At 61.9% G+C, this 14,583-nt stretch carries 13 protein-coding genes and 2 pseudogenes; 7 read left to right on the top strand and 8 right to left on the bottom strand.

From position 1 onward, the window contains the following. Positions 1-322: 322 nt before the first annotated feature. The 4 genes and pseudogenes from QMO76_RS31415 to QMO76_RS31400 all read left to right on the top strand — a co-directional run bounded on the left by QMO76_RS31415 (position 323) and on the right by QMO76_RS31400 (position 2,773). Positions 323-691 carry a helix-turn-helix transcriptional regulator gene (locus tag QMO76_RS31415; protein WP_306364986.1) on the top strand — a complete coding sequence of 123 codons (369 nt, stop codon included), beginning with the start codon at positions 323-325 and terminating at the stop codon, positions 689-691. A gap of 192 nt (positions 692-883) precedes the next feature. Beyond that, positions 884-1,180: a hypothetical protein gene (locus QMO76_RS31410; RefSeq protein WP_306364985.1), complete on the top strand. Its 297-nt coding sequence runs from the start codon at positions 884-886 to the stop codon at positions 1,178-1,180. 110 nt (positions 1,181-1,290) lie between these two features. Beyond that, a pseudogene (locus tag QMO76_RS31405) lies at positions 1,291-2,010 on the top strand (transposase); the annotation flags it as partial. Positions 2,011-2,194: 184 nt separating this feature from the next. Then, the gene (locus tag QMO76_RS31400) at positions 2,195-2,773 is read left to right on the top strand and encodes a transposase (RefSeq protein ID WP_306365033.1); all 579 of its coding nucleotides are present in this window, start codon (positions 2,195-2,197) and stop codon (positions 2,771-2,773) included. Positions 2,774-2,804: 31 nt separating this feature from the next. Here QMO76_RS31400 and QMO76_RS31395 read toward each other — a convergent pair whose 3' ends face one another. The 4 genes and pseudogenes from QMO76_RS31395 to QMO76_RS31380 form a co-directional block, all read right to left on the bottom strand. Then, on the bottom strand, positions 2,805-3,428 hold the full coding sequence (locus QMO76_RS31395; protein ID WP_306365029.1) for a transposase: 624 nt from the start codon (positions 3,426-3,428) through the stop codon (positions 2,805-2,807). Then, positions 3,415-3,573 (bottom strand): annotated as a pseudogene (locus QMO76_RS31390) (transposase); the annotation flags it as partial. The gene QMO76_RS31395 and the pseudogene QMO76_RS31390, both read right to left, overlap by 14 nt. A gap of 273 nt (positions 3,574-3,846) precedes the next feature. Beyond that, on the bottom strand, positions 3,847-4,368 hold the full coding sequence (locus QMO76_RS31385; RefSeq protein WP_306364984.1) for a hypothetical protein: 522 nt from the start codon (positions 4,366-4,368) through the stop codon (positions 3,847-3,849). 162 nt (positions 4,369-4,530) lie between these two features. Next, positions 4,531-4,962, bottom strand: coding sequence for a nuclear transport factor 2 family protein (locus tag QMO76_RS31380; protein ID WP_306364983.1), 432 nt, complete (start codon positions 4,960-4,962; stop codon positions 4,531-4,533). A gap of 141 nt (positions 4,963-5,103) precedes the next feature. Here QMO76_RS31380 and QMO76_RS31375 point away from each other — a divergent pair, with 141 nt between their 5' ends. Continuing rightward, positions 5,104-6,231, top strand: coding sequence for an acyl-CoA dehydrogenase family protein (locus tag QMO76_RS31375; protein ID WP_306364982.1), 1,128 nt, complete (start codon positions 5,104-5,106; stop codon positions 6,229-6,231). A 171-nt stretch (positions 6,232-6,402) separates the two neighbouring features. Beyond that, positions 6,403-7,200, top strand: a complete 798-nt coding sequence (locus tag QMO76_RS31370; protein ID WP_306364981.1) for an SDR family NAD(P)-dependent oxidoreductase — start codon at positions 6,403-6,405, stop codon at positions 7,198-7,200. A gap of 53 nt (positions 7,201-7,253) precedes the next feature. Here the strand turns inward: QMO76_RS31370 and QMO76_RS31365 are convergent, their stop codons facing one another. The 3 genes from QMO76_RS31365 to QMO76_RS31355 all read right to left on the bottom strand — a co-directional run bounded on the left by QMO76_RS31365 (position 7,254) and on the right by QMO76_RS31355 (position 11,713). Beyond that, positions 7,254-9,161: an NAD(P)/FAD-dependent oxidoreductase gene (locus QMO76_RS31365; protein WP_306364980.1), complete on the bottom strand. Its 1,908-nt coding sequence runs from the start codon at positions 9,159-9,161 to the stop codon at positions 7,254-7,256. 7 nt (positions 9,162-9,168) lie between these two features. After that, a complete protein-coding gene (locus QMO76_RS31360; RefSeq protein WP_306364979.1) occupies positions 9,169-9,945 on the bottom strand; it encodes an AfsR/SARP family transcriptional regulator in 777 nt (258 codons plus the stop codon). A gap of 667 nt (positions 9,946-10,612) precedes the next feature. After that, positions 10,613-11,713, bottom strand: coding sequence for a ParB N-terminal domain-containing protein (locus QMO76_RS31355; protein ID WP_306364978.1), 1,101 nt, complete (start codon positions 11,711-11,713; stop codon positions 10,613-10,615). Positions 11,714-12,001: 288 nt separating this feature from the next. Between QMO76_RS31355 and QMO76_RS31350 the strand changes: the two genes are divergently transcribed. Next, the gene (locus tag QMO76_RS31350; RefSeq protein ID WP_306364977.1) at positions 12,002-13,576 is read left to right on the top strand and encodes an AMP-binding protein; all 1,575 of its coding nucleotides are present in this window, start codon (positions 12,002-12,004) and stop codon (positions 13,574-13,576) included. Here the strand turns inward: QMO76_RS31350 and QMO76_RS31345 are convergent. Beyond that, positions 13,546-14,226: a hypothetical protein gene (locus tag QMO76_RS31345; RefSeq protein WP_306364976.1), complete on the bottom strand. Its 681-nt coding sequence runs from the start codon at positions 14,224-14,226 to the stop codon at positions 13,546-13,548. The two genes, QMO76_RS31350 and QMO76_RS31345, sit on opposite strands and share 31 nt — an antisense overlap. Between the last annotated feature and the right edge of the window lie 357 nt (positions 14,227-14,583).

The raw sequence follows: 14,583 nt of genomic DNA, 5'->3' as shown, positions 1-14,583 counted from the left end.
ATAGCGGCACCGGTCCGCGGCCGACTCCACATCGACCGGGCTGCGGGGCAGGCAGAATGTATGGTGAATCGCAACCGGAGGCGGGCGATGCGGCCATCAGTTCGTACACGGCATTGAGACAGCGAAGCTGCTCCGACTGGGCTACCCTGTGTGGCCCGCCTGCTGCTGACCAGCGGGCTCAAACCCGAACCGATCAGGCCGTCTGAAGCCTGACGACAGATTGAAGTTGGCACCGGAAGGGAACACGATTGGGGGAGGTCACCGAAGCATCGACACGAGGCCAGCAGGAGTGATAGTGGAGCGCGGTAGGAGTCTGTCCGACATGGTCGATGCTCTCTTCCACAAGCGGTGGCCGGAGGGAAACAAGTTCGCGACAGTGGAGGTTGCCGAGTACGTTTCGCGCAGGACCGGCCATAACATCGACCGCCAGTACATCTACAGAATCAAGACGGGCAGGGTTCGCAAGGTCGATGCGCAGGTCCTGGATGCGATCGCGGCCTTCTTCGGCCAACCGCTGACCTACTTCTCCGAGGAGCAAGCCCATATCGAAGATGCTGAACTAGCGGCCGCGCTAGACGCGGCAGGTATGCAGATTGTGGGGTTGCGATCGAGGGAATTGACACCGATCGCGAGGCAGGAGCTGTTGCGGCTTATCCGAATGACGGCGGATGTGCTGGAACAGGGGGGGTGATCAATGAAACCGGCACCCGGGATGTGGTCGTGGCGAAAGCGGATGAATGCGGTCATAGCCCGACTGATGCCACCACCACCCTTCTCGGTCGAGCGGTTGTTGGAGCGGTCTTCAGCCGAGGTTGGTATGCCCCTCATCCTGGTGCCGGCTGTGCAGCGGGGCACTGGCCTATCGGGGGCGGTGATCACTGTTATGACCACAACGGAGCAGGTCGGGATGGTCTTCTGTCCCGCCGACGCACCCCCCGATTACCAACTGCACGTCATAGGGCATGAGCTGTGGCACCTAATTCGAGGACACGAGTGCAGTTGGGCGGAATGGGACACCGCATACGGCAGCAGCATCGCAGCTCGGCTGGCCCGTCGCCGTGAAGCGATGTGCGATCGATTCGGTCGCCGACTCGCGCTGGTTGCAAAACAACAGCGAATGCTCGACAGTCAGCCAATCGCTGAGGTGATGCTTGGCGATGCATTTGGCTTGTGGTTCTGAGCTTGAGATTTAACCTCTGCTGACGTGCGGGGCGGTCGGTCTCACAGGTAGCGAAGTCCTTGGCTGATGATTCTTCTTGTGACAGAACGAATCTCAGACCAAGGACTGCGATGTTCAGTGTGCATGATCCCGGCTCCGAAGGTGCGCTCGAAGAGCTGAGGATGTTTCGTGAGGACTTCTACTTCTGCCTGACCAAGCGCGCGGACGCGTTGTTCGAGCTGGTGGACGCGGTGTTGTGCGCGCCGGGACCGGTCGCGTCGCTGGCCGGGTTGTCGTTGGTGCCCGAGCATCGGCGCGGGCATGGTGCGCTCTACGACGCGCTCAACTGCGGCCGTGTCGAGACCGCCCGGTTGCGCACGACACTGGCCGGGCTGCCGCTGCCACGCGCCGCCGACGGCCGGCTGGTGCTCGCGGTCGATGTGTCGCCGTGGCTGCGGCCCGACGGACAGACCTGCCCGCGGCGCTGTTTCTGCCACACCCACGGCCGCCGTGTGGGTGAACACCAGATGGTGCCGGGCTGGCCGTACTCGCTGATCGTGGCTCTGGAAACGGGCCGCAGTTCCTGGACCGCACCGCTGGACGCGCAACGCCTGGAACCCGGCGCGGACCTGCTCGAGGTCACCTGCACCCAGATCCGTGACCTCACCGAGCGTCTCATCGAGGCCGGGAAATGGTGCGACGGGGATCCCGACATCCTCATCGTGCTCGACGCCGGTTACGACGGCCCGCGACTGGTGCACCTGCTCGCCGATCTGCCGGTGCAGATCCTGGTGCGGCTGCGCTCGGATCGCGTGTTCCGCCGCCCCGCCACCGCCGTACCTGTTCCGTCCCGACGGCGGCCGGCCCGCGCGCCACGGCGGCGAGTTCGTCTTCAAGAACCCCACCACCTGGGGCGAGGCAGACGCCCAAACCCGCACCGACACACGCCTTTACGGACAGGCGACCGCGCTCGCCTGGAATCGGCTGCATCCGAGGCTACAACGGCGGTCGGCGTGGGCGGATTGGCTCGGTCCGATGCCGATCCTGGAAGGCACCGTGGTCCGGTTGACCGTCGAGCACCTACCCAGCGGAGGAATCAACAAACCGGTGTGGCTGTGGTGGTCGGGCACCGACGCCACGCCGGACGACGTCGATCGGTGCTGGCGAATGTTTCTGCGGCGCTTCGACATCGAACACACCTTCCGAATGTGGAAGCAGATCCTGGGATGGACCCGCCCACACCTGCGGGACCCGGCGGCAGCCGACCGCTGGACCTGGCTGATCCTCACCGCCTACACCCAGCTACGGCTGTCCCGGCACCTGGCCGCCGATCTACGCCTGCCCTGGGAGAAGCCCGTCACACCACACCGGCTCACCCCCGCCCGGGTCCGGCGAGGGTTTCGGCACATCCGCACGAAGACAGGCTCTCCCGCCGGTGCACCGAAACCCTCCCGACCCGGACCCGGACGCCCGACCGGAGTGAAGAATCGCTGTCCCGCCGCCCGCCAGGACGTGGGATTGATCCTGGCCACCGGCCACCCCTACACCCGCCCCGCTCACCACAAGAAGGGCACCAAACCCCGCCGAACAGCCCAAACACCCGTCAGAGGTTAAATCTCAAGCTGAGTGCCCGTTAGCTAACTGCTCATCGTCGGTGTTTGGCCAGTCTGCGGGACATGAGCATGATCATCGAGATTTTCACCATGGCTTCGTGGTGTTCGGGTAGCCGTTCGTAGTCGCGGACACAGCGGCGGCGTCGGCAGATCCAGGACAGGGTGCGCTCGACGACCCACCGGCGTGGGATCACTTCGAACCCGGTCGCGGAATCGGAGCGCTTCACGATCGCAATCGTCAGTGCCAGAGCCGATCTCACCCATTCGACCAGAGCGCCCGTGTAGGCGCCGTCGGCCCAGATCAGACTGATCGTGTCGAAAACCGTCCGTAATCTGATCAGCGCGGGCCGGGCCGCGTCGCGGTCCTGGATGTTCGCGCCGGTCACCGGCACGACCAGCAGCAACCCGAGAGTGTCCACGATGACGTGACGCTTGCGACCGGCTACTTTTCTTGCCCGCGTCCCAGCCGCGGCTGTCGTGGGCGACGGTCTCGGCGGCGCGGATCGACTGCGCGTCGATGACCGCCGCGGTGGGGTCGAGCTCGTGGTCTGCGGCGCGTCGGAGTTGTTCGCGCAGGTCGGTGTGGACCGCGTCGAGGTCGCCGTTGTGCCACCAGCGAGCGAACGCGTCGTAGATCGCGTGCCAGGGTGGCAGATCGGCCGGGATGTTGCGCCACTTGCAGCCGTTGTCGGCGAGATAGAAGATACCGTCGAGGATTTGACGGCGGCAGTACTTTCCCGGCGGCCGCCGGCCCCGTCGAGCCGGGCCGGCCACGGCAGCAGCGGCGCGAGCACGGCCCATTGAGCGTCGGTGGTGTCGGAGGTGTAGCGGCGGGCGCGGACCGGACGGCGGGTGCCTTGCCCGAACCGACACGCGACACAGCAACACCGATCCTCGGGTTCGGGGCTGCCAACACTGGGCGTTGGAGAGTAGAACGACATGGCGGGACCTGTGGTAGCGGCGGATGTTGTGGTGATTTCTGGTGCTACCACCAGGTCCCGTTCCGCGCGAGACGACCACCGTCACCGACGGATTACCGCTGCCCGCCGTACCGATCGAGCGTCAATCACCCTGTCACTCAGTGCTGTTGGTGATCGTGAACACGCCTGAAGACTGTTGGTCGGCCCAGCCGCGAGCGACTAATCGTTTCAGCGTGGAACGTAGTCCTTCCACCTGCGAGCGTTCGGTGGTCGCGATACCCAGCACGGTGGCGACCTGTCCGGCCCGCAGCCCGTGTTCGGCCTCGGCGAGCACGGACATGATCTCCTCGTAGTCACGCGGCAACACCCCGATATCCATGCCTTCCGCGTAAGGCGGTATCAGTACCGCCCCGATCGGGGAAACAGGTCGCGAGGTGACCTCTTCGGTGTCTGCGCACTGTTCGGGTGACCGGCGCTCCGGCACCGGTTCCACGATCTCGCCGCCGGTCCCGGACAAGATCTCGGCCATCGTCTCCCGCGTCACCACCAACCGCGCCAGCCGCTGCTCCACCGCGTTCAACTGCTCGGTCAACTCCGCGATCTCACCACGCAACCGCCCGGCCTGTTCCTCCGCTTCGGCCTCGCGCCGAGCGAGTTCCTCACGCCACGACACCATCGCCGCCTCCCGGCATCGGCCCCCGCACCGACGATAAGCCGACACCAACCAACACAACAGCCCCGCAACGATTCCCGCAGCTCACGACCACACAACCGCTAACCGATCAGATTGCCAACGGGCACTAACGGGCTGTCGGAACCGAGCAATCCGGTGCGGCCATCACTCGACTCCGTCGTGGTCGACCAGCCTGGATCTGGTGAGTAGGCGCCCGTCCTGCCGCACCAGCACATCGTTGACTACACAGCTACGCACCATATCCGGTCTGCCGCCGGGGCGAGTCGTGACAATCAGCGCATATGAGGTCGCAGCAACAGTGCCATCGGTGCGCGGCTCGATGTCGATCATGGTGAACATGTGCCGTCGCTGCTGAGGTTCCTTCGTCAGCTGGGCATGAATCTCCTCCAGGTCCCGCAGTATGCCGGCGCGGGTGTGCGCGGGTGCACGGTTCGGGCTGTGCCTGAAAATAGCGTCCTCAGTGAAGGTTTCGGCGTAGCCGGTCAGGTTGCGCCCGTCGAGCATACGCATCTGCCGTGCGAAGAACTGCTGAATCTCGAGATAGAGCTCGGGCGTGGCCGCTGTCGTCAAGTTCACCTCCGGTAGTTGATCCGCCGCTCCCGACGGTAGGGCGGGGCACTCGAAATTCACTCGATGCCAAGCGATTGAGCGTCTTTCGACCAGCATGCGGAAGTCTCGGCTGGCGTGGACGTTCGCAACGGTACGAAGGAGGGCAGAATGTTCGCTGGAAGATTGCCTAAGGCAGCAGTGGAGGTGGCCGCGCTCGTGGGACCCTACGCGGCTGAGGCGGAACAGACCCGTCGCCTGCACCCGGATGCGTTCAAGGCATTGGTGGAGGCGGGATTCATGCGACATTTCGCGCCGACCGACTGCGGCGGCGCTGCGGGAACGTTTGGCGAGCTGACCGCTGCGGTGACCACTGTAGGCGAGGTGTGCACTTCGACCGCATGGTGCGCCTCGCTCTCCGCCAGCATGTCCCGGATGGCAGCCGCGTTCCTGCCGCCGGATGGCTACCGGGAAATCTGGGCGGCGGGGCCGGATACGGTGATCGTCGGATCGGTAACCCCACTCGGCCGGGCGGCGGCGGAAGGCGATGGCTGGCGGCTGTCCGGCCGATGGCCATACATCTCGGCGGTCGATTTCTCCGACTGGGCGCTATTGTGTGCGCAGACCGATGATGGGGACTCAAAGCTGTTCGCCATTCCCCGTGCCGATTTTCGATACGAGGACACGTGGCACAGTGTCGGAATGCAAGGTACCGGAAGCAATACTGTGATTGCCAAGGATGTCTTCGTCCCGGCACTCCGGACGTTCGACCGTGCAGACCTGTTCGCCGGTCGATCCCATGACGGTGAAGCCCCTTGCCATGCCGTGCCGCTGGAAGCGGTCAACGGCCTATCGTTCGTGGTGCCTGCGCTCGGCGCCGCGCAAGGCGCAGTCAAGGCATTCGAGACCTACATCGGCAGGAAGATCAGTAGCACGCCAAGCTTGCCGGGAGTGCCTGGCGTACAAGGGAACCAAGCCAGCTACGAGATGGCGTTGGCGCGCTCGGCCAGTGAACTCGACGCAGCGAAGCTGTTGCTCCACCGCGCGACCGCGACGGCTGACCGTGGCGCTGACATCTCACCACTGGAAGCGGCGCGGAACCTACGGGACTGTTCGTTCGCCGCCGATTTGTTGGTGAGCACCGTGAACCGGGTTGTCAGAGCGGCGGGCACTACAGGGCAGACGACAGACGGCGTGATTCAGCGGTTCTGGCGCGATGTCACCTCGATCTCGACCCACATGGCCGTGCAGTTCGAGCCGGCCGCGCGGACCTACACACGAGTCACATTAGGACTATGAGCAGTATCGGGCCCGGAATACGCCGGGCCCTGATTGCTTTCCAATGATCAACTTCAGCACATTCGTCATTTTCCGTACCTAGGCGGTGAACAGCAGAGACTTCGACATTATTTAACGATATTCTAGAGTATATCGGCAGACTGACAACGTCACATCCAATAATTGCATGAAATGGAGAAGCTCATGGCGGAACCAGGCTATCAGGTGGCACTGGTCACCGGCGCTACCAGTGGGATCGGTCTTGAGATCGCCAGCTCGCTTGCCGAGGACGGCAAGGCTGTCTACCTATGCGCTCGTTCACACGAAGAAGTCAAGATGACCGTGGAAGGCTTGAGGAGCAAGGGCCTCGAGGTTGACGGCACGATCTGTGACGTATCTGAGCCCGACGATATCCGTGGTCTGGTAACGACTGCGGTCAACCGCTACGGCCCAATAGATGTTCTAGTGAACAATGCAGGACGCAGCGGTGGCGGCGTGACCGCTGAAATCGACGAAGAATTGTGGTTCGACGTCATCAATACCAATCTAAACAGCGTTTTCCTCATGACCAAGGCGGTACTCACTTCGGGAGGGATGCTCGCCAAGGAGTCGGGTCGGATCATAAATATCGCTTCAACCGGAGGCAAACAGGGCGTGGTGCATGCGGCTCCGTACAGCGCCTCGAAACACGGCGTTATCGGTTTTACCAAAGCACTCGGCCTCGAATTAGCCAAAACCGGCATAACGGTAAACGCAGTTTGCCCTGGATTCGTCGAAACCCCGATGGCCGAACGTGTCCGCGAGCACTATTCTAGGATCTGGCAGGTAGACGAAGATGAGGCATTCCGCCGCATCAGCGCTCGTGCGCCCATCGGGCGGTATGTGCGACCAGAAGAAGTTGCCGCGATGGTGCGTTATCTCGTCGGCCCCGGATCTGACGCGGTCACCGCACAGGCAATGAACGTATGTGGCGGGCTCGGAAACTACTGAGCGTCCAGCCGGCCGCGCGAGCCAGACTCATTCGCGGCCGGCCGGATAGGCACTCAGCTGAAGTGATAGTCGGCCGAATTCACGCGGCGTGTCCGTCGCCAATACTCGTATGCGGTGAACGGCCAGTTCTGCGCTGTGCGACCTTTTTCGTTGATAAACCAGCTGCTTACCTTAGAGAAACCCCAAGCGCGCTCGGAGTTTCCCTTGTCAACCCACGCGTTGTACTCGTCGTACACCTTCGATTCGACGTCGAGGCTGCGGTACCCGCCGTCAACCAGTTTACGGATCGCGTCTAGCAGATAACTCACCGCATACTCGGAGAACTGGAAGATGCTGCCGCCCTGCCCCGACAAGTTCGTATTGGGGCCGTACAGGCAAAACAAGTTCGGGAACCCCGGGACGGTCATGCCCAAGTATGCGCGTGCGTCACCGTCCCACACCTGCTCCAATGTCCGCCCCCCACGGCCTGTGACAGTCATCGGCGCGAGAAATCGCGAAGCCTGGAAACCGGTGCCATAGATGAGCACATCGGCCTCGTGAAACACGCCGTCTGCGGTGTGCACCCCACCTGGGGAGATGCTCTCGATCGGTTCAGTGACCAACGTGACGTCATCTCGTTTGATCGTGCGGAACCAAACGCCGTTGTCACGGAATACCCGTTTGGCACCGACCGGGTAGGACGGAATCACCTTGTCCCGCAAACCAGGTGCATCGGTCAGCTGAGACTCCATCCAGCCGGTCAGTGTCACACGCAGCGCATCGTTGGATTCGGAGACGGCGAGTTCGGTCGGCGGGTAGTCCGGATCGACGACCCATCCTTCAAGCACGCCGCGGAGGCCCGGTGCCCACAGCCAGAACCGGTGCCACTGTGCGTAAAACGGCACGTTAGCGGCGAGCCAGTGCGCGCCCACCGGCACGGGCTCGTGGTAGTGGGGAGTGGGTCGCAACCACGGCGGAGTGCGCTGGAACACGGTCAGCTTCCCAGCTTCCGGCGCGATCTCTGGGATGAACTGGTAGGCGCTGGCTCCGGTGCCGATCACAGCGACCTGCTTTCCCGCCAGGTCCAGGTCCCGCGGCCAGCGCGCAGAGTGAAAGGCCAGGCCGTCGAAGTCCTCGCGTCCGGTGATGTCCGGCAAGCTCGGCCGGTTAAGCTGGCCGACTGCGCTCACTAGGACGGAGCATTCGTCGTGATGCTCGCCCTCGGTGGTGCGCACGGTCAACCGCCAGCATGCGGATCGCTCGTCCCAGGCCGCGGAGACCACTTCGGCACCGAACCGGATGTATTCGTACAGCCCGAAGGCCGTCGCGAATTCACGAAAGTAGGACTGCATGACCTCCTGGGTACAGAAGTAGTCTGGCCAGCTGGAGCGGTTGGCGAACGAGTAGCCGTAGAGATGGCTGGCCACGTCGACGCGGCAGCCGGGATAGGTGTTCTCATGCCAGGTGCCGCCGACATCGAAGTTCTTCTCGTAGATCACCACCGGGACTCCCGCCTGGCTTAGCCGGTGCGCGGCCAGCAGCCCGCTCATCCCTGCGCCGACCACGGCCACTCGGAAGCCCGCTGTGGTCTCCGGAAGGGTCCAGGCTGGCTTGCCAGGGTCGGTGCCCGGCTGGACAATCTCGTCCGCCACCATCGGTACTAGCTCTGCGGTATCCGAACCCAAGGTCCAGGCAATGATCCGGCGGAGCAGGTCGGGATGTGGTGGTGCTGTCGTTAACCGATCGGCTCGGCGGAGCACACGAACGGCGAGTTCTCGAACTTCCTCTTGCATCGACTCGGTCATTCCACCCTGTGGTCGGAGTAGCCAACCGTTGCCGTGTCCGCGTTCGGGCAGCAGACTGGGATCGCCGGTGAGGTGAGCCAACGTCATCAGCAGCGCCGGGATCTCGGCGTCGACGAGATGGCGCCGGAGAGTTTCGTCGTCGGTGTGCAATGGTGGGACAGCAGCTTGGAAGATCATAGCCACCTCACAGGCTTTCGAGTAAACGCTCGTCGGAGGTCAGCACCGCTTGGTGGATCCGCTGCACGCCGGCCGACGGGTCGAGGCCCAGCTCTTCCTGCAAGATGAACCGCAGATCGTGGTAAGCACGCAGTGCTTCACCGCGCCGCTGTGACTTGCCCAGCGCGACAATCAATTGGGTGTGAAACGACTCGTTCAGCGGGTGTGCCAACACTAGCGACCGCAGTTCAGGGATGAGTTCACGGTGCCGTCCTAGCTGCATCTCGGCATTCACCAGCAGTTCCAGTGCGGTCGTGCGCATTTCTTCGAGGTGTGTGGCATGCGATTGGAGCAGAGAACCACATGGCACGTTGTCCAGCATCGGCCCACTCCACCGGTGCAGTGCCGCACGCAGCTCAGTTGCCGCGCTTAGCGCGTCACCCCGTTGGAGTAGCGCCCTGCCAGTGTCCAGTCCCTCGATGAACATGTCTGCGTCGAGACCGCCTTCCGGCACTGTAAACAGATATCCAGGTGCTCTGGTAGCCAGAAATTCTCCGGTCGAGGCATCCATAAACGGCTTGAACCATTTTCGAAGGTGGTAGACGTAGGTTTGGACGGTGGTTCGGGCCGTTTTCGGCGGGCTGTCACTCCAGAGTTCTTCGATTATGGCACCACAATGCACGACCCGGTTTGCGCGCATAGTCAATAGGGCTAGCACCTGGCGCAATTTCGGCCCGTTAGGTGTGCAAACTTGGTCATTCAATATCATTTCGATTGGGCCCAACACTTTTAACTCAAGCTTCATGTTTTCGATCTCTCCAATGATCAGGCGATACCGACAGCACGTTGCCCCGACAGCAGTCCCTAGGAATCTATTCTCGGATGATTCGACAGACCGTACGAGGATATGCGGCGCCTCAAAGCGCCAATGGCCCCATCGAGACATATCTACACCATTGCACATATTTGAAGTTGAAGCTACTTCGACTCCAAAAGCTTGGATAAATCGTCAGCAACCGGTAGCACGCAAACACAGACTCTGAGATAATTAGTTTAGAATGAACTTTAGCAGAACCAACTGAATACAAGAGATGCAACAATGATGGCCTAGCTCGACTACCGCCCGCACCTAGCAGACCGGGTATCTGCTCCGGCGAGAAGTCTGCAACCCCACAAAAAAGTGTCCGTAGTGATATCTCCAAATATAAGCCCCTCCTACGATATTAAGAGCCTACGCACGAGACTATAAGTGTATTCAGTTCATGTCCACAGCGATATCTTTCCCATGAGGTGAGTTGCAGGTCGACAGACGACTGCTGCCAGCAACTGAGGCCGACCAGCTAGCCTCTCAATCGTTCGTTAACAGTCCTCACGATGAGAGGGCAGCCTCAACCACCAGCAGCCTGACAAAACCATGTATCGTGAGGGTACAATGGCACCGCACTAGCGTAAGAATACGAACCAGCTTCCGGCTAGCCTTTGCTTTCCTTCGACCGGCTTTCTGATGCGATAATGCGCAGGTCAAGGCATTCTGCGAATAATTTCCAACTGTTCGATTGATGACGCGCAAGTTCCGCAACTATGGGCGCACAGTGAACAGGAACACTCTCGGAAATCGAACTCCATTCATCGGGCCCGGCGGCCAGTAGTTCGAGCATCCGTAGCAACTTGCGGCCCTGTTCAGTGAAACGGAGTGACGGATCCGCCCGTAGGCGACGAACCATCTCACCCAGATCTACCAGGATCGATCGGTCAGTCTTGTGAATTTCGGCCGTTGTGCGGCGGCCTCCAGTGATCGATCGCACTTCCGGCGCCACTCTCGAAACAGGCTGAGGATGCGGGCTGCCACCTATCTCACGCCGGTTCTTACAGATTTCTTTGGATGTAGTCAGTGAAATTCCCGCCGCCAGCGCGACCTCCTTCGCGGAGGCGCTGGGATTCGACCGCAGATGCTCTTCGGCTCGACGACGCCGCGCGCGTGGATCAGTTGGATAGCTCACGCCGTCGCGTCCCACTCGCGCCGAGGTTGGGTGCGGAATCTCCGCACCCAACCTCTTGCGGATGCTCGCGATCGTCTTGTCGGACAGTCCCGCAACTGCGGCGAGTCGTCGGTTCGACCATTCTGGGTAGTCCGACAGCATCCGTGCTGCTGCCGCTTTGCGATCAGTCAGCGACAGCGGCAATCCGTGTTTACTGTTCACACGTACGGAAAAAACGAAAGCTGCGCTCTCGTCACCATCGAAATACACCGCGTTGATAACGCTTGCTCCACGACGCTGCGCGAGCCGCAGCCGATGGACACCATCGATCACCGTCATTGTCCGACGGTGTACAACAATTGGCGGAAGCAAACCCTCAGCTTCAGCGAGTGTGTTCAGATGGCGGGCGTCTTCACCCGCGATCCGCAGAGAGTCCGATACTCTCAGTCGAACAATCGGGAGCGCAACCACCTCGCACGAGATGGCACCCTGAATCACCTCTAGTGCACCGTCTCGGTCGATCGCCGCCCCCTCCTCGACCCTGCCGGGCTGTTTCATCAATCCCTCCTGCTCCACGCGATTGCGAACAACCATGCAGCTCAAATGGTCATGTACAGCGCTGTACCCCGGGATACGCTGAGCGTGCCATCGATCGCGCATCGCCTACACTCGCAGGCACATGGGGAGCAGAGAATTGCGTGCCCCCGTTTGATCACACGTGCGTAGCCCCGACTTCGTACGCGATCATTTCTGATCGCATACTGCAGTACATCACAGGATGTATGGATGCGCCAGCCCTGTCTGTAATGCGTTGCATCCGTTAGTCTCTCGCACTCTCAAGCCTTTGACATCCTCCGACACCAAGGTGGCAGACTGCGGCGCATGACTGATACGAAGACCGGTTCGGCAGCTTCGACGATCACTTGCGGCGCCCGTTCGCGGACACACGCGGAGACGAATCATCGCGCCGGGCAGGTGGCAGCGGCACTGGTTGACGCCGGGGTCGGCCGAGGCGAGCGGGTTGCGATCATGGCCCGCAACGACATCGAGTTTTTGGAGCTATCGGTAGCGATCGCCGGAGTCGGCGGCAACCCGGTGCCGATAAACATCCACTGGCAGATGCCGGAGGTGGCGCATGTACTAGCCGACTCCCGGGTGCGAATCATGTTCGCACACACAGAGTTCATACCTATCGCTGAGGCCGCCCGTAAGCATGCCGGGGTCTGCCCGGCGCTGGTCGAGGTTGCAATGCCGAAAGAATCCCTCGATGAGGCCGGGCTCGATCCAGCTCTGGCTCAGGTCAGCGGACTGTTTCCGACTCTCGAACAGTGGATCGACGAGCACCCGCAACCACTGGGCCGCCGCGAGGGCGCCGTCGCCGACAGCATGGGATTGATCTACACCTCAGGCACCACAGGTACGCCGAAAGGCATTGCACGGGAGCATATGACACCACAACAGCTGCTGTCCATCGCCGGTGCTACAGCACAACGCGCAGGGCTCACCCCAGGTGGTCAGATGCTGGTGGCGGGTCCGCTGTACCATACCTCGCCGAATGCTTTGGCAGTCATGGCGTTACGGCTGGGCACCAATATCACGATAATGCCGCGGTGGAACTCCGAACGCTTCTTGGCTCACATTCACGAGAAGGCTATCCAACAGGCCAAGGTGGTTCCCACCATGCTGTCCCGGCTGCTGTCGCTGCCGGCTGCTGTGCGGGCACGCTACGACATCTCAAGTCTGACGCATCTGATCCACTCCGCCGCACCGTGCCCCCCTGCAATCAAACGCGCCGCGATCGACTGGTTCGGTGACGCGTTACTGGAGTTCTATGGCAACAGTGAATGCGGCACCATCACCTGGATCACCGCCTCTGACTGGCTAGCTCATCCGGGCAGCGTCGGCCTCCCTGCGGACGGATCCGCGGTCCTGATCGCCGACGCACACGGAAACCCACTCACTCCCGGCCAGATCGGCCGGGTCTACGTACGTGGTGCAGACTACTGGCCGCGGTTCACGTATCTGGGACTCGGGGCCCCCGCCAGCCCGATCGAGGGGATGATCTGGGTCGGCGACCTCGGCCGTATCGACGACGACGGCTACCTCTACCTGACCGGACGCAGCGCCGACGTGGTGATCCGAGGAGGCGTGAACATCTACCCCGCCGAAATCGAGGGCACCATCGCGGCACTTGATGGCGTCGAAGATGTCGCAGTCCTTGGAATCCCCGACAGCGCAGGCGATCTCGGGGAGGTCGTGGCCGCTTTTGTGCTTCCACGTCCTGACGCCGACCTCACCGCGCATAGCATCCGAACGGCCCTGCGCGGTAGACTCGCCGACTACAAGGTTCCATCAGTGGTGCACATCGTCGACCAGCTACCACGTGATGACTCCGGCAAGATCTACAAGCGTCGACTACGCACTGCCTATGCCACCGGGTCTTCTGCGGAGGAATAGTGCTGCTCGTCATCGATTCGGCGGGCACGCCTGTAGTCCCGCTGCTCCCGCGCTCGCCGAATCGCGGCCGGAATCGCCCCTGCCAGCAAACCGCAGACCAGAAGCAGCAAAGTCGCGGAGCCTAAAGCCACGCTGATCGGTGACTGCAGACCAATTCTGTCGCTGGTTGAATACCGAACCGCAACACCGGTCACTTTCCAGACCGTCCACAGCACTCCGCACACACCTCCGGCCGTGGTGATCCATCGCGTGACTCCCCTCCGATACTGCCATGTCGTCCACCCCCACATACCGAACGGGACCCCCAGCCAGATAGCAAAGATCAACTGTTGCAGGACTACACGGAGGTCACCGCCGTATTGATTGAGGAAGTCGTTCGACGGTGCCAATTCCGGACCCGGCATCAACGCAACCAGCCACAATAGGGCCACGCTTGCTCCTGCAATCCCCGACAAAGCCCGCAGCCTTCGGCCCAGTTCCCGGCCTGCCCATTGCTGCTGACCGGTCCGATGTGACCAGTAGATTGCAAACAGCAGCGACAGCATCGCCCATCCGCCGATCACGGTCCACGTCATCCCCCAGATCCGATTCTCGATAGTCAGCGGCTGCCGCTGACTACCCGTCAGTCCAAGCGGCGCATACATGCGCATCGCCAACGAGTACGCGGCGACCGCAGCCCCCATTACCGCACGCGTCGGAGTGGCCCGTACGACTCCACCTCCTACGAATACTGCACCGACTAGAACCCCGAACCAAGCCAGCAATGAGATTGCCGTAGCCATCCCTCCCCCTTCCTTCTCTACCGGTCTATGGAATCCGGTCGCCTATCCAACGATTCTGCGCGCAATGAGAACTTGAGACCGCCTCCGCACCACGGGGCTTGACGCAGCCTCGCCGTATCGGAGGGCTCGTCGAGCGTTGCCAGCACGCGGTGAGGCCGGGATCGGTTCGCGCTAGGTGAGTGTCAGCGCGCTTCGAATACCTGGCCACAGCCGCTTTTTGACAAC

It is taken from the genome of Nocardia sp. CC227C (assembly GCF_030767025.1).
Taxonomy (GTDB): Bacteria; Actinomycetota; Actinomycetes; order Mycobacteriales; family Mycobacteriaceae; genus Nocardia.
Note: the sequence above shows the minus strand (reverse complement) of the source record. Positions and strands in the feature narration are given on the sequence as shown.